Source organism: Pseudomonas sp. OV226, assembly GCF_003148705.1.
GTDB lineage: Bacteria > Pseudomonadota > Gammaproteobacteria > Pseudomonadales > Pseudomonadaceae > Aquipseudomonas.
The window spans coordinates 22,099-42,789 of record NZ_QGGS01000015.1 but is presented as its reverse complement, the minus strand read 5'-3'; the positions used below and the strand labels follow the sequence as shown (position 1 = coordinate 42,789).

Sequence of the window (20,691 nt, the reverse complement as noted above, 5' to 3'; positions counted from 1 at the left end):
GTACGCCCATGAGCATTACGCAGTTCAAGAACACCGCCACCTTGCAGCTGGAAGAATCCAATCCGGTCGCTGTGCCACTGGGGACCCCCGTGGCGGTGGCCTCGACCACCAGCGTCGAACGCGACGACGGCGTCGAAACCGGGGTCTGGGAATGCACGCCCGGACGCTGGCGCCGACAAATCGTTGCCCAGGAGTTCTGTCACTTCATCCAGGGGCGCTGCACTTTCACCCCGGACGACGGTGAAACCCTGCACATAGAAGCTGGCGATGCATTGATGTTGCCAGCCAACAGTCTCGGTATCTGGGATATCCAGGAAACCGTGCGCAAGACCTACGTTTTGATTTTTTGATCTTCTGATTGCCTGCCAATAACAAAAGCCCCTACAGGAATCGACTCATGATCCGAAAGACACTGACACTGGCGCCACTTGCACTCGTCGCAACCCTCAGCCAGGCGGCCGAGACGGTTAAAATCTACAACTGGTCGGACTACATCGCCCCGGACACCACAAAAAATTTCCAGAAAGAGACCGGCATCGCCTTCACCTATGACGTCTATGACAGCAACGAAACCCTCGACGGTAAACTGATGACCGGTAAATCCGGGTATGACGTGGTGTTTCCGTCCAACCACTTCATGGCGCGGCAGATTGAGGGGGGAGCGCTGAAGAAGCTCGACAAGAGCCAGTTGCCAAACTGGCAGAACCTCAATCCGGTGCTACTCAAGGCCTTGCAAACCAACGATCCGGGTAACGAGCACGGTTTCCCGTACCTATGGGGCAGCACGGGTATCGGCTACAACATCGCCAAGGTCAAGGCTGCGCTGGGCGACAACGCGCCGGTCGATTCCTGGGACCTGATCTTCAAACCCGAGAACATGAAAAAGCTGCAAAAGTGCGGCGTCGCCATCCTCGACAACGGCCCGGAACTGTTGCCTGCGGCGCTGAATTACCTGGGGTTGCCACCCCACAGTAAAAATCCGGAAGACTATAAAAAGGCCGAAGCACTGCTGCTGAAAGTTCGGCCGTATGTCAGCTATTTCCATTCGTCCAAGTACACCAGCGACCTCGCCAACGGTGACATCTGCGTGGCCGTCGGTTTCTCCGGCGACATCCTGCAAGCGGAGAATCGCGCCAAGGAGGCCAAGAATGGCATCGACATCGGCTACTCCATTCCCAAGGAGGGCGCCGCCATCTGGTTCGACATGGTCGCGATGCCCGTCGACGCGCCTGACGAGAAAGCGGGCTACGCCTTCATGAATTACCTGCTGCGCCCGGACGTCATGGCCGATGTCAGCAATTACGTGCACTACGCCAACGGCAACGAACAGGCCGACAAGCTGATCGAGCCGACAATCAAGAACGACACCAAGATTTATCCGAGCCCCGAGATGATGGGCAAGCTGTTCGCACTCGAGGCGATGCCGCTGAACATTGACCGGGTTCGCACGCGCGTGTGGAACAAGATTCGGACGGGGAGTTGAGGGTTCATGTTTTGTAGTCATTGCCCGCAGTGACTCGGTTGGCAACACGGTAGATTCCAGGCCTCCTTTCAATTGATCAGGGGGCAATGGAATGCCATTCGATTCAAAAGCGGGTCATTTGCGCATTGGGCGTTTTTCCGAATCTGGGCGCATTTACTTATTGACGGTTGTCGTTCACCAGCGGCAGCCGTTTTTTGTTGATTGGCGTTTGGGAAGGTTGGTTGTCCAGCAATTGCGTTTGGCACAGGAAGAGGGCTGGGGGGAATTTTGGGCGTGGGTGGTGATGCCGGATCATATGCATTGCCTGGTGCAACTGCGCGATAAATCTCTGGCTGAGTTGATGTGTCGAATCAAGTCACGCAGTAGCCTGGCCATTAATCAGGCATTAGGGCGCAGAGGGCGCCTGTGGCAGAAGGGGTATCACGATCGTGCTGTGAGGCGAGAGGAAGATGTGAAGGCGCTTGCTCGGTATGTCGTGGCTAACCCGATACGAGCGGGACTGGTGACACGGGTTCATGATTATCCGCTTTGGGATGCGTGTTGGTTGTGAGTTTTTGACGACTGCTGCGCAGCCGGACGCAGGCTGCGCCAGCTGCTACAGGTTTCACGTACGCCACAATCCTTGTAGCAGCTGCCGAAGGCTGCGTCCGGCTGCGCAGCAGTCGTAAATTCTCAAATCCAACACAAATTTAACTGATATCAACGCACTGGCACTTATATTAATAAGTCCAGAAAATCGAGACGCCTTCGACAAAAAACAACTTACTTATATTTAATATTTAAATAGCGAATTGTCAGACGATTTGCGCAAACGCACAGATGCAAAACAATCTTTAGCCAGCGCACGCATTGTTTACGGGCATATGCCGGAACAGAACAATTTGGCGTCAAAAAAAACACTAGACGTTTGATTTCAAATTGTGTCAGTTTTCTTTCGCCTTCATTGGGCGAGTGATAGGACGATCTCGCCAGGGATTGTCGCTATCTGACAAAAACTGTTCCATAGCTAAACAAGGAAGTTTGTTTATGTCGAATGTAAAAACCAGCGCTATTGATCATGCCGAACAGGCCTCTGCATCCTCGCAAGCATTGGCTGCACCCAGTTCAGCGTATAACCAGATCGACAGTTTCAGCCATGAATATAACCGAGGCGGCAGTCTCACGGTCAATGGCAAACCGTCCTACTCCGTCGATCAGGCCGCCACCCAGTTACTGCGCGACGGAGCTGCCTACCAGGATAAGGACGGCAGCGGCAAAATCGAACTGACCTACACGTTCCTGACCTCGGCATCGTCGAGCACCATGAACAAGCACGGAATTACCGGCTTCAGTCAGTTCAGCAGCCAACAAAAAGCCCAGGCCGTGCTTGCCATGCAATCCTGGGCCGATGTGGCCAACGTGACCTTCACCGAGAAGTCCACGGGCGGTGACGGTCATATGACCTTCGGCAACTACAGTGGTGGCCAGGATGGCGCCGCGGCATTTGCCTATCTGCCGGGCACGGGCGCTGGTTATGACGGTACGTCCTGGTACCTGACCAACAGCAGCTACACGCCGAACAAGACGCCGGACCTGAACAATTACGGCCGTCAAACGCTGACCCACGAGATCGGGCACACCTTGGGCCTGGCGCATCCTGGCGACTACAACGCCGGCGAAGGCGCACCGACTTACAATGACGCCACTTACGGGCAAGACACCCGCGGTTACAGCGTCATGAGTTACTGGAGCGAAAGCAATACCGACCAGAACTTCAGCAAGGGCGGCGTCGAAGCGTATGCGTCCGGCCCGCTGATGGACGATATTGCCGCCATCCAGAAACTCTACGGTGCCAATACGAGCACCCGTACCGGCGACACGACCTACGGCTTCAACTCCAACACCGGTCGCGACTTCCTCAGTGCGTCTTCGTCGTCGGACAAGGTCGTGTTCTCGGTGTGGGATGCAGGCGGCAAGGACACCCTGGACTTCTCGGGTTTCACCCAAAACCAGAAGATCAACCTCAATGAGGCTTCGTTCTCCGACGTCGGTGGCCTGGTCGGCAACGTTTCCATTGCCAAGGGTGCAGTCATCGAGAATGCGATCGGCGGTTCGGGCAGCGATCTGTTGATCGGTAACGGTGCCTCCAACGAATTGAAGGGCGGTGCCGGCAACGACATCCTCTTCGGCGCGGGTGGTGCTGACAAGCTATGGGGCGGTACGGGTTCGGACACTTTTGTGTTCGCTGCCAGCAGCGACGCCAAGCCAGGTGTGGCCGACCAGATCCTCGACTTTGTCAGCGGCCTGGACAAGATCGACCTGACCGGCATTACCAAAGGCGCAGGCCTGCACTTCGTGAGCGCGTTCACCGGTGCGGTCGGCGATGCCGTATTGACCACCTCGGGCGCCAATAGCCTGTTGTCGGTGGACTTCTCCGGGCATGGTGTGGCTGATTTCCTGGTCAGCACCGTAGGCCAGGCCGCGTTCTCGGACATCGTGGCTTGATTCAGGGCTAACAAGGAGCGCGGTGCTTGATGGGCCGCGCTCTGTCCTTGCCTCGAAGCACGCGGGAGTGAATCGTCGGATGTCCACTAACGCCTTGATCTGCACAATGACCGCGTGGCTATTGGCGACGCTGATGATGTTTCCTGGAGATACAACCATGGCCAGCAGCCTGAAATTAGCGGACCCCTCTGAACTCGACGGACAATGGCAAGCCACCTTGATCGCCACACAAGGTTCGTCCGAGTCGTTGGCAATGCAGGACAAACCATCGAATGTTTGCCTTGTTGACCTTCAATCCACCCAGACGCTGGGCGAGGGTGCCGAGTGCCTCGGTGCCTGGCTGACAGAACCAGCAACCGGCTGGTTCCCCGAGCCAGACGGTATCGCGATTACCGGCAAAGAAGGCTCAAGAATTTTCTTTTTCAGCCGACAGCATGATGGGTTTTATCAAGGTAATTTGAAGTCAGGTCTGATCATCACGCTCAAGCGCCCCACGGATTAAGCAAATAAAGTGACAGGCCGGTGCAAATTTAAATATAAACCCCGGCATTGAAGTTATAAGTGACAGATCAATACGCTGACTCATTGTCGAGTATGGAAAACGGGTTGTTAATTTGTAAGCGTTAACTGACAAAGAATGTCTGGAACTGCGAACAAACAGTTAATTGAAACCTCGCCAAAACAGGGCGATGAATATCATCTCAGGAAAAATCAATGAAGATGGCTAAGGCCCCAGCCACCCCACCGTTGTTCAAGGCGTTGGGCGACTATAAAAGCATCTTGATCAGCGTCGGTTGTTTTACCGCATTGATCAATGTGCTGATGCTGGTCCCGTCCATCTATATGCTGCAAGTCTATGACCGAGTGTTGTCTTCGCAAAACGAAACGACCTTGGCCATGTTGTCGCTGATGGTCGTCGGTTTCTTTGCGTTCATCGGGCTGTTGGAGATCATTCGCAGCTTTATCGTGATCCGCATTGGCAGCCAACTGGAGCGACGTTTCAACCTGCGGGTTTATCAGGCTGCGTTCGAGCGCAACCTGTTTAAAGGCGAGGGCAATGCCGGGCAGTCCCTGGGGGACCTGACGCACATTCGTCAGTTTGTCACCGGTCCTGCGCTGTTTGCCTTCTTCGACGCACCCTGGTTTCCGGTCTATCTGTTCGTGATCTACCTGTTCAATATCTGGCTCGGTGTGTTCGCGACTGTAGGCGCGCTGGTACTGATTGGCCTTGCCTGCCTCAACGAAATGATGACCAAGAAGCCATTGGGTGAGGCTGCCGGTTTTTCCCAGAAATCCAGCCAATTGGCGACGAGTCACCTGCACAACGCTGAAACCATCCAGGCGATGGGCATGCTCGGCGTGTTGCGCAAACGCTGGTTCCAGGTGCATTCGCGCTTTCTCAGCTTGCAGAACCAGGCCAGCGACATCGGTGCCGTCATCAGTTCCCTGAGCAAGACCTTGCGCCTGTGTCTGCAATCTCTGGTTCTGGGCCTTGGTGCCTTGCTGGTCATCAAAGGCGACATGACGGCCGGGATGATGATTGCCGGTTCGATTCTGATGGGCCGCGTCCTGAGCCCCATCGATCAGTTGATTGCCGTATGGAAACAGTGGAGCGGTGCCAAGCTCGCCTACCGCCGTCTTGATGCATTGCTGCAAGCCTTCCCACCGACGGACGAGGCGATGACGCTGCCCGCGCCAAAAGGGCAGATCACTTTCGAGCAGGTCAGCGCTGGCCCACCTGGGCAACGTGCGGCAACGCTGCACATGGTCAACTTCAACCTGGGTGCCGGGGAGGTGATGGGCGTGCTCGGCGCCTCCGGCTCAGGCAAATCGACATTGGCCCGAGTGCTCGTCGGCGTCTGGCCAACCCTTGGTGGCACGGTTCGACTGGACGGCGCGGACATTCATCGCTGGAACCGCGATGACCTGGGCCCCTATATCGGTTATTTGCCGCAAGACATCGAATTGTTCAGCGGCAGCATTGCTGAAAACATCGCCCGGTTTCGTGAAACCGATCCACAAAAGGTCGTCGAAGCTGCACAGCAGGCGGGGGTCCATGAACTGATCCTGCGCATGCCGCAGGGCTACGACACGGTGCTGGGTGAAGACGGCGGCGGCTTGTCCGGTGGCCAGAAACAACGTGTGGCACTGGCCCGTGCGTTGTACGGCAAGCCGAGCCTGGTGGTGTTGGACGAGCCCAATTCCAACCTCGATACCGTGGGTGAAGCCGCGCTGGCCGGCGCCATTGCGCAAATGAAAGCTCAGGGCACCAGTGTGATTCTGGTCACTCACCGTTCTTCGGCATTGGCCCAGGCTGACAAATTGCTGGTGCTCAATGAGGGGCGATTGCAGGCATTTGGGCCAAGCCAGGACGTGCTCAAGGCGCTCTCCGGTGCTCAGGATCAACAACGTGAGAACGCGCCGCAAGCAGCGGGCGGGCTCAGCATGAGCCGGCAGTATCAGCCCACGACAAGGAATTCGGGTGTATGAGCAGCGCACGCATGAACACCGAAAGCGAAGCGACGATGGAACACGATTACCTCACTGAACGTCCCGAGCGTGATGCGCGTTTTTTTGCCCGCATGGGCTGGATGCTGGCCATCGTCGGTGCCGGCAGTTTCTTCACTTGGGCCAGCCTCGCCCCACTTGATCAGGGCATTGCAGTGCAGGGCACCGTTGTGGTGTCTGGCAAGCGCAAAGCCGTGCAATCGATGAGTCCCGGTGTGGTCAGCCGGATTCTGGTGCGCGAGGGGCAAGTGGTGAAGCTGGGCCAGCCGCTGTTCCAGCTCGACCAGACCCAGGTCGCGGCCGATGTCGATTCGTTGCAGGCGCAATACCGCATGGCCTGGGCCAGCGTTGCGCGCTGGGAAAGTGAACGGGACAACCTCAAGCAAGTGAACTTCCCGGCGGAACTGATCAAGGATGCCGATCCTCGATTGGCATTGGTGCTCGAAGGTCAGCGGCAATTGTTCAGCAGCCGCCGCGAAGCCTATTTCCGCGAGCAGGGCGGGTTGCGTGCCAACATGGAAGGCGCCAGCGCGCAGTTGGCCGGCATGCGCCGTGCCCGCACCGACCTGACGGCCCAGGCCAACTCGTTGCAACAACAACTGAGCAACCTTCAGCCCCTGGCGGACAACGGCTACATCCCGCGTAACCGTCTACTGGAATACCAGCGTCAGCTGTCGCAGGTGCAGCAACAATTGGCCGAAAACACCGGCGAAAGCGGTCGCGTGGAGCAGGGCATCCTCGAAGCGAAACTCAAGCTGCAACAGCACATCGAGGAGTATCAGAAAGAAGTCCGCACCCAACTGGCCGACGCGCAACTCAAGAGTGTGACCCTCAAGGAGCAACTGACCTCTGCCGGGTTCAACCTGCAACACAGCGAGATCATCGCGACCGCCGATGGCATCGCGGTCAACCTCGGGGTGCATACCGAGGGCGCCGTGGTGCGCCAGGGTGAAATCTTGCTGGAAATCGTGCCGCAGGGCACCCGCCTGGAAGTGGAAGGGCACTTGCCGATCAACCTGATCGACAAGGTTGGCACCCATTTGCCGGTGGACATTCTCTTCACCGCCTTCAACCAAAGCCGCACGCCACGGGTACCCGGCGAGGTCAGCCTGATTTCCGCCGACCAAATGGTCGACGAGAAAACCGGCGCGCCGTACTACGTGTTGCGCAGCAGCGTCAGCGACCAGGCCATGGAAAAACTCAACGGGCTGGTGATCAAGCCGGGCATGCCGGCGGAAATGTTCGTGCGGACTGGTGAACGTTCACTCCTCAACTATCTGTTCAAACCGCTGCTCGACCGGGCAGGTTCCGCGTTGACCGAGGAATAAGGATGTTCGGCTGTATGAATAAGCTTTCCCTGCTCGCGGCAACCCTGGTGTTGCTGACGTGCAACAGTGTGATGGCCATGGGGCCGTTCGCTATCTACGAACAAGCGTTGCGCAATGACCCGGTGTTCCTTGGCGCGATCAAGGAACGCGATGCGGGCCTTGAAAACCGCCTTATTGGCCGTGCTGGCCTGCTGCCAAAGCTGGCTTACAACTACAACAAGGGACGCAACACCTCCAAGGTCACCTACCTTGATGAGCGTCGGCAAAATCAGACCGATGACCGCAATTACAGCAGTTACGGCTCGACCTTGACCCTGCAACAACCCTTGCTCGATTACGAAGCTTACGCGGCGTATCGCAAAGGCGTGGCGCAGTCGTTGTTTGCCGATGAGGCCTTTCGCGGCAAGAGCCAGGAGCTGTTGGTGCGGGTGTTGGAGAACTACACCAAGGCACTGTTTGCCCAGGATCAGATCGACATTGCGCAGGCGCGGAAAAAGGCCTACGAGCAGCAGTTCCAGCAGAACGAGCAGATGTTCCGCCAGGGCGAGGGCACGCGCACCGATACGCTTGAGTCGGAGTCCCGTTACGAACTGGCGACCGCTGAAGAAATCGAGGCACGCAACGAGCAGGATGCGTCCTTGCGTGAGCTGGGTGCGCTGATTGGCGTCCCGACGATCGACATCGCCGACCTGGCGCCGCTGGACCAGCACTTCCAGACCTTCATCCTGCAACCGGCCAACTACGACACCTGGCACGAAATGGCGGTGGCCAATAACCCGAGCCTGGCCTCCCAGCGTCAGGCCGTGGAAGTGGCGCGTTATGAAGTGGAACGCAACCGCGCGGGCCACCTGCCCAAAGTCAGTGCCTATGCCTCGGCGCGCCAGAACGAATCGGAAAGCGGCAACACTTATAACCAGCGTTACGACACCAACACCATCGGCATCGAAGTCAACGTGCCGCTGTATGCCGGTGGCGGGGTATCGGCGTCCACCCGCCAGGCCAGTCGCAACATGGAACAGGCCGAGTACGAACTGGATGGCAAGACCCGGGAAACCATGATCCAGCTGCGCCGACAGTTCAGCGCCTGCCTGTCGGGCGTCAACAAGCTGCGCGCCTATCAAAAAGCCCTGGTGTCTGCCGAAGCGCTGGTGGTGTCGACCAAGCAAAGCATCCTGGGTGGCGAGCGCGTCAACCTGGATGCGCTGAACGCAGAACAACAACTCTTTACCACTCGCCGGGATTTGGCTCAGACACGCTATGACTACTTGATGGCCTGGACCAAGTTGCATTACTACGCGGGGACCTTGAGCGAACAGGATCTGGCCAAGGTAGACGAGGCGTTCGGCCAAGGTCCGACAACCCAATGAGTTGAACCTGTAGCCGCTGGCGTAGCCTGCGTCGGGCTGAAACCTGTCGGCGCCAGGCATCACGTTTGCGTAAAGGCTGCATGCACTAAAGGCTCCGGGGCGCTTCGTGATCGAGGCGTCCTGGTTGTGAGCCATCTCTGACAATTCCAACAAAAGAGAGGCAATACCAATGGGTGTGTACGACTACAAAAACTTCAACACGGCAGACTCCAAGGCGTTGTTCACCGACGCCATGGCCATCACGTTGTATTCCTATCACAACCTCGACAACGGCTTTGCCACCGGCTATCAGCACAACGGTTTCGGCCTGGGTTTGCCCGCGACATTGGTCACCGCGTTGCTGGGCGGCACCGATTCACAGGGCGTCATCCCCGGCATTCCCTGGAACCCGGATTCGGAAAAAGCCGCACTGGACGCGGTGCAAAAAGCCGGCTGGACACCGATCACCGCCACGCAGTTGGGCTATGACGGCAAGGTTGACGCTCGCGGAACGTTCTTCGGCGAAAAGGCCGGTTACACCAGTGCGCAAGTCGAGATCCTCGGCAAGTACGATACTCAGGGACACTTGACCGAAATCGGCATCGCCTTTCGCGGCACCAGCGGCCCACGAGAAACCCTGATCAGCGATTCCATTGGTGACGTGATCAACGATCTGCTGGCGGCGTTGGGCCCCAAGGATTATGCAAAAAACTACGTCGGCGAAGCCTTCGGCAACCTGCTCGGCGACGTGGCGGCGTTCGCCCAGGCCAATGGCCTGTCGGGTAAAAACATCGTGGTCAGCGGCCATAGCCTCGGCGGCTTGGCGGTCAACAGCCTGGCGGACTTGAGCACGGATAAGTGGGGCGGGTTTTTCTCGGACTCCAACTACATCGCCTACGCGTCGCCGACTCAAAGTGGCACCGACAAAGTACTCAACGTCGGCTATGAAAACGATCCTGTGTTCCGGGCCCTCGACGGTTCAACGTTCAACCTGTCGTCGGTGGGTGTGCACGATGCCGCCAAGGAGTCGGCGACCGACAACATCGTCAGCTTCAACGATCACTACGCGTCGACAGCGTGGAATGTGCTGCCGTATTCCATTCTCAACATCCCGACCTGGATCTCGCATTTGCCCACCGCTTACGGCGACGGCATGAACCGGGTGATTGAATCGAAGTTCTACGACCTCACCAGCAAAGACTCGACGATCATCGTCGCCAACCTGTCGGACCCGGCGCGCGCCAATACCTGGGTTCAGGACCTCAACCGCATTGCCGAAACCCACAAGGGCAGCACGTTCATCATCGGCAGCGACGCCAACGACCTGATTCAGGGCGGGCAAGGCACCGACTACCTGGAGGGCCGCGACGGTAACGACACCTTCCGCGATGGTGGCGGCTACAACATCCTGTTGGGCGGCAAGGGCAATAATGTGCTGGAGTTGCAGGCGTCGTCGAAGACCGTCGAGTTTGCCAATGACGGCGCTGGCACCTTATACCTTCGCGATGCCAATGGCGGCATCAGCATTACCCGGGACATCGGCAGCATTGTCAGCAAGGAACCGGGATTCCTGTGGGGGCTGTTCAAGGACGATGTGACCCACAGCGTGACGGCCAACGGGCTAGTGACCGGCAACAACGTGACCGCATACGCCTCATCGGTGAAGGGTGGCGCCGGGGCCGATACGCTCAAGGCGCAGGCCACGGGCGATTGGTTGTTTGGCCTGGACGGTAACGATCAACTGATCGGAGGCAAAGGCAACGATGTCTTTGTTGGCGGGGCGGGGAATGACCTGATGGAGTCGGGAGGCGGGGTCGATACGTTCCTGTTCAGTGGCGCCTTTGGCCAGGACCGGGTCGTGGGCTATCAGGCAAACGACAAACTGGTGTTTCTCGGGGTTCAGGGCGTGGCGCCCACCGATGATTTTCGGGCACATGCCACCACCGTCGGGCATGACACGGTGCTGACATTGGGTGGGGATTCGGTGACGTTGGTGGGGGTTGGACTGGACAGTTTGTCCGGTTCGGGGATTGTGATTGCCTGACAGTGTTGGGGGCCGGTAAGGCCCCCTTCGCGGTCCTCAGTCTTCCGGGCGCACCGTGGCCACATCCTTGGAGTTGACCTTGATTTTGGTGCCGGAAATATCTTCAAATTCGTAGAATCCGTCTTTGGTCTTGGTTTTCGGCATGTCCTTGGTCAAATACTGAGTGCCGTTTTGCAGGGTCACGACCGTCGGTGTCGAGCAGCCGGCCAGGGCTAACAAGGCTGCTGCGGCCAGCGGTAGACCCAGGGTTTTGATGTTCATGTTCACCTCATGCAATGCTGAAAAAACCTCTATGTCGGTTGGTGCCATCGATTGGCAGAAAGTTCGATGCCCGCCCGAAAATGACTGAATAACGCCGCCGCTTATCCTTTTCCGTTTGCACCGTACCGCGGGGAACTGTTATCTGTACGCATAACCAGTACTCGCTTGCCATGGCGCTTTTCCCTGTGACTGCAAACCCCCTCGACGATCCGTTCTATTACCTCAACAACTTCATGCAAGTGCTTGACTGGCTTGAACATCGTTATGCCGATGTATTAAGTGTAGAAGAACACGCCTTCATCCGTGATTTCGCCCGGCTGCCTCGGGAGTCGCGGGCGCTGCTGGTCAGAATGGTGATGCGCAAGGGCGTGCATTTTCGGGCCGGTAAACTCAGTTACGTCGAGATCGGTGACATCGCCAGTGCTGTCGCACCGTTGTTGGCGGCGGGCTGGATTGATGAGACGACGCCCTTGCACATCGAGGAATTATTCGAGGTGCTGCTCAAGGGCGAAATTCTTCAATGCTTCGGCGCGCTGATCGATCAACCGAAGGGCAAAAAGGCCGATTGGCTCGCACAGTTGAGTGAACAGTTTCCCGAGGCACAACGCTTTGCCCAATGGTGTCCGGCACTGCATGACCGGCTGTTCACCTTGACCATCATGGACCTGTGCGACCGGTTTCGGCTGATGTTCTTTGGCAACCTGTATCAGGACTGGTCGGAGTTCGTGCTGGCCGATCTGGGCATTTTCACCTATGAAAAAGTCGAGTTCAGCCTCGAATCCAGGGGCCTGCACAGTCGCCAGGATGTGGACGCCTGTGTATTCCTGCATCAATGCCAGCAGCATTTCGAGGCGGGCGAACCGGTGGCGTCCATCGTCGAGCGGATCAACGGCCTGACACTTGGTAATCCCTGGCTGCAGCGACGTCGCGACAAGTTGTTGTTTCAGATAGGTCAGCATTGCGAGCGCATCGCCGATTTCGCCGGTGCGCTGACGATTTACCGCGACTGTGCCTTTCCCGGCGCTCGCGTGCGGTTGATTCGCGTGCTGGAGCGTTGTGGTGACTATCAACTCGCCCTGGACCTGGCGACGCTTGCCGAGCAATCGCCGCAAAGCGCCTCCGAGCATCAGCATTTACTACGAGTGTTGCCCAGGCTGCGGCGCAAACTGGGCGGTCCGGCGCTCAAACGGTCAGCCCCCCGGCCAATGGAACGCCTGGACCTGCAACTGCCAAGAACCGATCTGGCGTTATCGGTGGAAGGTTACGTTCAGGCCCACCTCGCCGAAGAACTGGCGCCGGTGCATTACGTCGAGAACAGCCTGATCAACTCACTGTTCGGATTGTTGTGCTGGCCAGCCATTTTCGCGCCAGTGCCGGGGGCGTTCTTTCACCCGTTCCAGCGTGGGCCGGCTGACCTGCTGCATGAAGACTTTTCAGCGCGCCGGGCCGAGTTGTTCGACGCCTGCCTGGCTGAGCTCGATGACGGCCGTTACCGGCAGACGATTCGTGAGCGGTTTGCCGCCAAGTGGGGCGTTCAGTCGCCCTTTGTATTTTGGGGAGTGCTGAGCGAAACGTTGCTGGACCAGGCACTCGATTGCCTGCCGGCGGAACACCTCAAGCACTGGTTCAACCGACTGTTGCTGGATATCAAGGCCAACCGCGCCGGCATGCCGGACTTGATTCAGTTCTGGCCCCAGCACAAGACCTACCGCATGATCGAAGTCAAAGGCCCCGGCGACCGGCTGCAAGACAACCAACTGCGCTGGCTGGAGTTCTGTCACGAGCATCAAATGCCCATTGCCGTCTGCTACGTGCAATGGGCGGAGCCGGGCGTTTGAGCTACAGCATCGCGGTACGGGCATTGTGCGAATTTACCGCCAAGGTCGGCGACCTCGACCTGCGTTTCACCCCGTCGCCGACGGCGCTGGAAGGCATCGTCGGGCACCGTACCGTCGCGTCCCGGCGCAGTGACGGTTATCAAAGCGAAGTCGCCCTTGAAGGCGTGCACAAAACCCTGAAGGTAAAGGGCAGGGCGGATGGCTATGACCTTGGGCAAAACTGCCTGGAAGAAGTCAAAACCTATCGCGGTGACTTGAGCAAACAACCGCCCAATCACCGGCAACTGCATTGGGCGCAGGCGAAGATCTACGGCTGGTTGATGTGTCAAAAACTGGAGCTGACACAGATCAACCTGGCGCTGGTGTATTTCGACATCGTCAGCGAAAAGGAAACCTGCCTGGTCGAGGCGTTCAGCGCAGCACACCTGCAGCAGTTCTTCGAGCATCACTGCGAGCTGTTCCTGCAGTGGGCCGAGCAGGAAATGGCCCATCGCGAGGCGCGCAATCAAGCGGCGCAGCAATTGGCTTTTCCACATGCCGGGTTTCGTCCGGGGCAACGGCATTTGGCTGAATCGGTGTTCAAGGCCGTCAGTAGCGGTCGCTGTCTGATGGCGCAGGCGCCGACAGGCATCGGCAAAACCATGGGCACACTGTTCCCGATGCTCAAGGCCCTGGCGCCGCAGCAACTGGACAAAGTGTTCTTCCTCACCGCCAAAACGCCGGGGCGAAAGCTTGCGCTGGACGCTGCCCAGGTCATTCAACAAAGCGCCGATGCGCCGCCACTGCGTGTGCTGGAAATGATCGCCCGGGACAAAGCCTGCGAGCATCCGGACAAAGCCTGTCATGGCGAATCCTGCCCATTGGCGCGGGGTTTCTACGATCGTTTGCCTGCCGCTCGTCAAGCTGCCAGCCACCTGAGCCTGTTGAATCAGGCTGCATTGCGCCAAGTCGCCCTGGATCATGAGGTTTGCCCGTATTACCTGAGTCAGGAAATGGCCCGCTGGGCGGACGTGGTGGTCGCTGACTACAACTATTACTTCGATTTCAGTGCGCTGCTGTTCGGGCTCGCCCAAGCCAATAACTGGACCGTCGCGGTGCTGGTCGACGAAGCCCACAACCTGGTGGAGCGCGGCCGGCAGATGTACAGCGCCAGCCTTGATCAATCGACTCTGCGTGACATACGCAAAACCGCGCCCGAAGCATTGAAAAAGGCTTTGCAGCGGGTCAATCGGGAGTGGAATGCCCTGCATAACCAGCAACTCGGTGCCTATCAGGCGTACGACAAAGCACCGGAAAAGCTGCTTCAGGCCTTGTTTTCGTGCAGCGCGAGTATCGGTGACTACTTGAACGATCACCCGCAGGGACTGGACAGCGCCCTGCAAAATTTCTACTTCGAGATGCTGCAATTTTGCCGGGTGGCCGAATGCTTCGATGAACAGTTCCTGTTCGACATCAGCAAGCGCGACCTCGACCGCCAGCGGCCATTGTCCCAGCTATGCCTGCGCAACGTAGTGCCGGCCGGCTTCATCCGCCCGCGCCTGACCGCTGCGCGCAGTACGGTCTTGTTCTCTGCAACCCTCAGTCCAAAGCACTATTACGCCGACCTCCTGGGCACGCCTGAAAATACGGTGTGGATTGATGTCGAGTCGCCGTTTCAGTCGGATCAGTTACAAGTGCACATCGTCAGTCAGATCTCGACACGTTTCGTCCACCGGCAGGCGTCGCTTGAGCCGATTGTCGAGCTGATCGCCCGGCAATTTGGCGAGCGTCCCGGGAACTATCTGGCGTTCTTCAGCAGCTTCGATTATCTGCAGCAAGTGGCGCAGTTACTGGCCGAGCGTCATCCGCACATCACACGGTGGTCGCAGTCCCGGGGAATGGGGGAGGCACAGCGTCAGGACTTTCTCGACCAGTTCACCACGCACAGCCAAGGGGTTGGCTTTGCGGTGTTGGGCGGTGCGTTTGGTGAAGGCATCGATTTGCCTGGCGCACGCTTGATCGGCGCCTTCATCGCCACGCTGGGCCTTGCGCAACTCAATCCGGTCAATGAACAGCTGAAACACCGCATGGCCGCCCTGTTTGGTGCCGGGTATGACTACACCTACCTGTTCCCAGGCGTGCAGAAAGTGGTGCAAGCGGCAGGGCGAGTGATCCGTACCCAGCAGGACCAAGGGATCGTCATGCTGATTGACGACCGGTTTGGCGAGAGCAAGGTTAAACAGCTATTGCCACGCTGGTGGGCGTTTGAACCGACGAATCTTCGCGCTTTCGAGTAGGACTTTTTACGTTATAGAACAGCGACATATCTTGAAAGACACGCCGATTTGAACAAACGCCCGATCACCGCTTTATTCAAAGGGCAGGCAATCACTTTCAAGCGAATCTTTGATAAGGAAATCAAGGTATGTCAGTTGCACCGAATTACGCTTACACCCCGGCGCAGGTCACGGCTGCATTCAATGAAATCAAGACCTCGTTGTTCAGCGGGATCATCGCCCAGACCACCCCAAAGGTATTGATTGTTGCGGGGCTGCAAGGCTCCGGCAAAACCTATCTACTGGAAAACCACCTCTTACCCACCCAGCGCTACGAGCAATTCGTTCGTCTTTACGTGCCCGAATACCGACAAAAACACCCCCTGTATGCCGAGATGATCAAGCTCGGCGTCCTGCATGCCTATGAGCACACGGAAACCTTCGTTCGAGAACTCAGTACCAAGATCTTCACCGAAGCCTTCACCCTCAAATACAACATCATTGTGGAGTGCGCCTTCGACAGCATCGATTTCGCCGCATTTCCTCCGCTGGCAACCGCTGCCGGTTACCAGTTCGAGACGCACATCGTAGGTTGCAATCAAGCGTTCGCCCACCTGTCCAGTATCAAGAGAGCACTCAAGAGCCTGGAAAACAGGGAGCTCGAACGGTTTGTCACGGTGTCGGCGCTGGAAGCCGGCATGAGTAACGCACAAGCAATCATCCTGGCCTTCGAGACCGCCTCGAAAGCAGTCAGCGGCTCACAGATCACGGTGTATGAACGTGGGCTGGGCGGATTGAAAGAGCGGGTTTCGCGTTTCCAGAAAATCTATTCCAACGCCGCCACCGATGTCGTTTCTCCTACGGCCCCAACCGCTTACAGCACCTATGGCAACATCATCAACAACCACATCTACACCAAGAGAGAACGTGACGAGATGGTTAAGGAATGCCACCTGGCACTGCTCAAAACCCAGGCACACGCAGCGCAAGTGCCTGACTTTGTCTACAACGACCTGCAGGCTTACATCGTCAAGTACGTGTACCGATAAGTCGTAGCCATTCGGCGGCGAAGCGATGACAGTCTCCCGGCCAGCGAGCGGTCAGTAGCTGGCCATCGCGCACGACGAAGCCTCGTTGTGGCTGGTCTGCTGAATCACGTACGGCGAGAAAGGGGCCCCGCAGGAAATCTGCGGGGCTGGAAAGGGCGGCGGTGACTTCCGCCTCGACAGTCTGCGGGTAGGTTCGGTAATAACGCCCAAGCCAGGCAGCGGTCATTACCCAGGCCGGCAATTCCATGGTGTTGGCCACCAGTGCAGTGACCTTGCGCCCTTGTAACACTGAAAGCCCGGTGTCGGGATCAACCGTGCGGGCGAGCAGCAAAACACCGTGACACACCGCGGCCACCGGTTTGTCGGCCTTGAAAAAGTGCAGGGCAATTTGTTGTGCCTGAGTGGATTCCAGCACGCTGCGCATGCCCTTGGCATGGCCGCCAGGAATCAGCAGGCCCTCGAACTGGCTTGGGTCGACATCGGCGTAGGACAGCGGTTTACGAAAGGCCGTGTCTTCGATCATCTGCCTGTAGCTGGCAAGATCAGGCTCGCGCGTCATCAATAAAGGGTTCAGCGGGCCAAAACCGATATCCACCAACCGCGAATCGGCGTAGGCAGGCAATCCTGAGGGCGTGGCAAAGCACACATCGATCCCGGCTCTGTGCATCGCTTGCCAAGGCACGCTGCTCTCGGTCGGGTCGTAGTCAGAAGTCGGCAACAGAATCAGGATCATGGGGGCGCCTTTTGTCAGCCAGAAATGGCCATTGGCATCGAGCATAGGGGGTCTGGTGCCAGTACTCCACCGAACATGCACCTTGCGGCTTTCCAAACCCTTGGTTTACCGCATACTCCATAAAAATGTTAATCCCGGGTGTAGTCGATGAGTGAGAAGTCGTCCAAAGTAAACTCCATCGAGGAAATGCGCTTTCGCCTGTTGATTGATGCAGTGGTGGACTATGCGATCTACATGATCGATCCGGATGGCATCATCACCAGCTGGAACTCTGGCGCCCGGCGATTCAAGGGTTATGAGGAAGCGGAGATTCTCGGCCAGCATTTTTCAAGGTTCTATACCGAAGAAGATCGACGTGCCGGTTTGCCCCAGCGGGCGCTGGACACGGCAAATCGGGAAGGGCGATTCGAAGGCGAAGGCTGGCGGGTGCGCAAGGACGGCACGCACTTCTGGTCGCACGTAGTCATCGACCCGATTGTCGACCCGAGCGGCAAATTGCTGGGGTATGCCAAGATCACCCGGGACCTGACCGACCGGAAAATCGCCGAGGAAACCCTCAAGCAAAGCGAGCAACAGTTTCGGTTGCTGGTTCAAAGCGTCACCGACTACGCCATTTATATGCTCGACCCCGAGGGACGCCTGACTAACTGGAACCCTGGCGCCCAGCGCATCAAGGGCTACCGGCCCGAAGAAGTGATCGGCCAGCACTTCTCGATGTTCTATACCCCTGAAGACCGCGCAGCCGGTGAGCCGCAGCGGGCCCTGGCGATTGCCACACAGGAGGGGCGATTCGAGAACAAGGCCTGGCGGGTGCGTAAGGACGGCACGCGGTTTCTGGCCCATGTGGTGGTCGATCCGATATGGGGCGAGACCGGCAGGTTGCTTGGTTTCGCCAAGATCACCCGTGATATCACCGAAGCCACCCAGGCACAGCAAGCCCTGGAGCAGACCCGCGAAGCGCTGTTCCAGGCGCAGAAGATGCAGGCCATCGGCCAATTGAGCGGCGGGATCGCCCACGATTTCAACAATTTGTTGACGGTCATCCTCGGCAATCTCGAAATCGTCCGCAAACGGGTAGGGGACGACCCGAAATTGACTCGTTTGGTCGACAACGCCCGGCAGGGTGCCTTGCGCGGTGTGACCCTGACTCAGCGCATGCTGGCCTTTGCCAGACGTCAGGAACTCAAGTCCGAATCCGTGGAAATACCCGCGTTGGTGGAAGGCATCAGTGGGTTGTTACGCAGTTCTCTGGGGCCTTCCGTAGCGCTCGACATGCAGTTTTCAACAGAACTCAAACCGGTCATGGCGGACGTCAACCAGCTCGAACTGGCGGTTTTGAACCTGGTCACCAATGCCCGGGACGCCATGCCCGACGGCGGTAAAATCATCATCTCGGCCAAGTCCTCCGAGCTTTGCGACCAAGCCGCGTTATCGCTTGATAACGGTCCGTATGTCTGCTTGAGCGTGACCGATACCGGCGAAGGCATGGACGCTGACACCCTGGCTTCAGCGATGGATCCGTTTTTCACCACTAAAGGCGTCGGTAAAGGTACGGGCCTGGGGCTGTCGATGGTGCATGGCTTTATCGAACAACTGGGCGGGCGGTTCATTCTCAGGAGTCACAAGAACATCGGCACCACTGCCGAATTATGGATTCCTGTTGCTACGACCACGTCAGTAATCAAGGCCGCCATCGAAGAAGAACAATCAGAACCGGTGGCCCGGTTGTGTGTTTTGGTAGTCGACGACGACAGCCTTGTGTTGACCAGTACCGGCCTGCTGCTGGAAGACCTGGGTCACCGGGTGATCAGTGCGGCCTCAGGTGCTCAGGCGCTCGAATTGTTCGACAGTGAGCAGAACATCGACCTGGTGATTACCGACATGGCCATGCCTCATATGAATGGCGCGCAACTGTCACAGGCCATTCGGCTGAAGAAGCCGGAAATGCCGATTGTCCTCGCTACCGGATACGCCGAGCGTCTGGAGGGTTTTGCGGTCGAACTGCCACGCTTGTCCAAACCCTTCACTCAACTCAATCTGGTGGAAGTCATTGCCCAGGCCATGAAGTGATTGCCGCCCTGCAAAATCCCCGGCGTTTGGGCAAACGCCGGGCTTTCCTGATGTTGGTATCTCAAGATCAAGCGGCGAGGTTACCGTCGCCCAGTTCTTTTTTGTATTGCGCCTTCAGCGTTTCCATCTGAGCGCCTAACTCTTCCAGGGTCGCTTTCCCCAGCAGCTTTTTCGCTTGAGGGAACATCTCCGTTTCTTCCTCTTCGATGTGGTGTTCCAGCAGCTCCTTGACCACTTTGACTCGACCTGCAAACTCGGGAGTGGAAGGATCGGTCACTTTCAGGTCCGGTAGCACCAATGAGTCCACGGTGCGGTGTTCTTCCTTGGCTTCGTAATACATCACGTCCTGCTCCTTGCCTCCGGCCTTTTTATAAGCCGGGTACAGGACTTCTTCCTCAAGCCGGGTATGAATGCTGATTTCCATTTCCAGTTTGGCCAACAACTCTGCGCGTTTTTTAATACCGCGTTCGGTGGACTCACTTAATTGGCTCAGGATGCCTTTTACACGTTCATGGTCAGCTTTCAACAGATCAATGGCGTTCATGGTCAGTCTCTCAAATCAACGTGGGGGTAGCGAACGGACTCATTGGCCGACAGTCGCTTGAGGTGATTGAGCATAAGGCGTGCCGCCATTCAGCCTGATCAAGATTCCATAAAAATCAATCACATAAACGCCGGTGTGGTTCGCTGCGGTCGTGCAGGCTGCATGAGTCCAGGATTTGGCCCATGCAGTTCGCAGTGCAATACGACCAAGCGCTGCAACGTGTCTACGTCTTACCGTTTCAAACATGAATTTGGAGTCAAAAAAAACCCGGCAATTGCCGGGTTTTTTTCGACGCTCAGGCCCGCTCTTCAAGCTGTTCGCGCAACTGATGAGACTGATTGGCCGACCTCGGAATGGGCGGAAAATCTTCGTTGAGCAGGCGCAGATGCTCAATCGCTTCCTGAAACTTCACATCAGCTTTTCGACGCAGGGCTTGATAGCGATCAAACTGCTCTGCGTCCAGATCGTCGCCCTCCAGCAACTCAAAAGCACTACGGCTTAACGCTTGGGCTTCTTCGAACATCTGACGATTGCGTTCCAGAGCGAACGCACGGCAGGCTTTGATTTGATCGGAGGAAGAACACTGGATCATGACCGGCACCTTGTTTTTATGTGGGGGCCCTTATAAGAAACGTCTTCGCCGCAGGGGGACCAGACCTGCCAGGCCCGCCAGATAATGTCAGGCGGGTGGGGCTGATGTTGTGACCACCGGACCCCATAGGGTTTCAAAAAATTTTGCGCAAAAAAA

Annotated in this window: 17 protein-coding genes; 13 read left to right on the top strand and 4 right to left on the bottom strand. The window is 57.3% G+C overall.

Translation table 11 applies throughout. The annotated features are described in order from the left end of the window. Positions 1 to 8: 8 nt before the first annotated feature. The 9 genes from C7534_RS21350 to C7534_RS21310 all read left to right on the top strand — a co-directional run bounded on the left by C7534_RS21350 (position 9) and on the right by C7534_RS21310 (position 11,193). Positions 9 to 350 (top strand): cupin domain-containing protein, encoded by a 342-nt coding sequence (locus tag C7534_RS21350; RefSeq protein ID WP_046033157.1) that lies wholly within the window; start codon positions 9 to 11, stop codon positions 348 to 350. A gap of 47 nt (positions 351 to 397) precedes the next feature. Next, on the top strand, positions 398 to 1,483 hold the full coding sequence (locus C7534_RS21345) for a polyamine ABC transporter substrate-binding protein (protein WP_046033158.1): 1,086 nt from the start codon (positions 398 to 400) through the stop codon (positions 1,481 to 1,483). 91 nt (positions 1,484 to 1,574) lie between these two features. Next, the gene (locus C7534_RS21340) at positions 1,575 to 2,033 is read left to right on the top strand and encodes an REP-associated tyrosine transposase (protein ID WP_109786939.1); all 459 of its coding nucleotides are present in this window, start codon (positions 1,575 to 1,577) and stop codon (positions 2,031 to 2,033) included. 476 nt (positions 2,034 to 2,509) lie between these two features. Continuing rightward, complete coding sequence (locus C7534_RS21335) at positions 2,510 to 3,967, top strand: serralysin family metalloprotease (protein WP_109786938.1); 1,458 nt, start codon at positions 2,510 to 2,512, stop codon at positions 3,965 to 3,967. A 79-nt stretch (positions 3,968 to 4,046) separates the two neighbouring features. Further along, positions 4,047 to 4,469: an AprI/Inh family metalloprotease inhibitor gene (locus tag C7534_RS21330; RefSeq protein WP_109786937.1), complete on the top strand. Its 423-nt coding sequence runs from the start codon at positions 4,047 to 4,049 to the stop codon at positions 4,467 to 4,469. Between the two features lie 212 nt (positions 4,470 to 4,681). Next, positions 4,682 to 6,457 (top strand): type I secretion system permease/ATPase, encoded by a 1,776-nt coding sequence (locus C7534_RS21325; protein WP_109786936.1) that lies wholly within the window; start codon positions 4,682 to 4,684, stop codon positions 6,455 to 6,457. Then, on the top strand, positions 6,454 to 7,803 hold the full coding sequence (locus tag C7534_RS21320) for an HlyD family type I secretion periplasmic adaptor subunit (protein ID WP_109786935.1): 1,350 nt from the start codon (positions 6,454 to 6,456) through the stop codon (positions 7,801 to 7,803). Before C7534_RS21325 ends, C7534_RS21320 begins: the two co-directional genes overlap by 4 nt. Positions 7,804 to 7,805: 2 nt before the next feature. Further along, positions 7,806 to 9,170 (top strand): TolC family outer membrane protein, encoded by a 1,365-nt coding sequence (locus tag C7534_RS21315; protein ID WP_046033164.1) that lies wholly within the window; start codon positions 7,806 to 7,808, stop codon positions 9,168 to 9,170. 169 nt (positions 9,171 to 9,339) lie between these two features. Then, complete coding sequence (locus tag C7534_RS21310; protein WP_109786934.1) at positions 9,340 to 11,193, top strand: polyurethane esterase; 1,854 nt, start codon at positions 9,340 to 9,342, stop codon at positions 11,191 to 11,193. 36 nt (positions 11,194 to 11,229) lie between these two features. On the opposite strand, the gene C7534_RS21305 is transcribed toward C7534_RS21310, so the two are convergent. Then, positions 11,230 to 11,454, bottom strand: coding sequence for a YgdI/YgdR family lipoprotein (locus C7534_RS21305; RefSeq protein ID WP_046033166.1), 225 nt, complete (start codon positions 11,452 to 11,454; stop codon positions 11,230 to 11,232). Positions 11,455 to 11,624: 170 nt separating this feature from the next. On the opposite strand from C7534_RS21305, the gene C7534_RS21300 reads away from it, so the two are divergent. The 3 genes from C7534_RS21300 to C7534_RS21290 all read left to right on the top strand — a co-directional run bounded on the left by C7534_RS21300 (position 11,625) and on the right by C7534_RS21290 (position 16,596). Next, on the top strand, positions 11,625 to 13,292 hold the full coding sequence (locus tag C7534_RS21300; protein WP_109786933.1) for a VRR-NUC domain-containing protein: 1,668 nt from the start codon (positions 11,625 to 11,627) through the stop codon (positions 13,290 to 13,292). Further along, positions 13,289 to 15,568 (top strand): ATP-dependent DNA helicase, encoded by a 2,280-nt coding sequence (locus C7534_RS21295; protein ID WP_109787002.1) that lies wholly within the window; start codon positions 13,289 to 13,291, stop codon positions 15,566 to 15,568. Before C7534_RS21300 ends, C7534_RS21295 begins: the two co-directional genes overlap by 4 nt. Before the next feature lie 128 nt (positions 15,569 to 15,696). After that, a complete protein-coding gene (locus C7534_RS21290; protein WP_109786932.1) occupies positions 15,697 to 16,596 on the top strand; it encodes a zeta toxin family protein in 900 nt (299 codons plus the stop codon). Here the strand turns inward: C7534_RS21290 and C7534_RS21285 are convergent. Then, positions 16,577 to 17,329, bottom strand: coding sequence for a DJ-1/PfpI family protein (locus C7534_RS21285; RefSeq protein ID WP_109787001.1), 753 nt, complete (start codon positions 17,327 to 17,329; stop codon positions 16,577 to 16,579). The two genes, C7534_RS21290 and C7534_RS21285, sit on opposite strands and share 20 nt — an antisense overlap. Before the next feature lie 147 nt (positions 17,330 to 17,476). Here C7534_RS21285 and C7534_RS21280 point away from each other — a divergent pair, with 147 nt between their 5' ends. Continuing rightward, complete coding sequence (locus C7534_RS21280; protein ID WP_109786931.1) at positions 17,477 to 19,399, top strand: hybrid sensor histidine kinase/response regulator; 1,923 nt, start codon at positions 17,477 to 17,479, stop codon at positions 19,397 to 19,399. A gap of 67 nt (positions 19,400 to 19,466) precedes the next feature. On the opposite strand, the gene C7534_RS21275 is transcribed toward C7534_RS21280, so the two are convergent. Then, a complete protein-coding gene (locus tag C7534_RS21275) occupies positions 19,467 to 19,943 on the bottom strand; it encodes a hemerythrin domain-containing protein (RefSeq protein WP_046033169.1) in 477 nt (158 codons plus the stop codon). 295 nt (positions 19,944 to 20,238) lie between these two features. Next, complete coding sequence (locus C7534_RS21270; RefSeq protein WP_223525560.1) at positions 20,239 to 20,466, bottom strand: hypothetical protein; 228 nt, start codon at positions 20,464 to 20,466, stop codon at positions 20,239 to 20,241. Positions 20,467 to 20,691 lie beyond the last annotated feature (225 nt).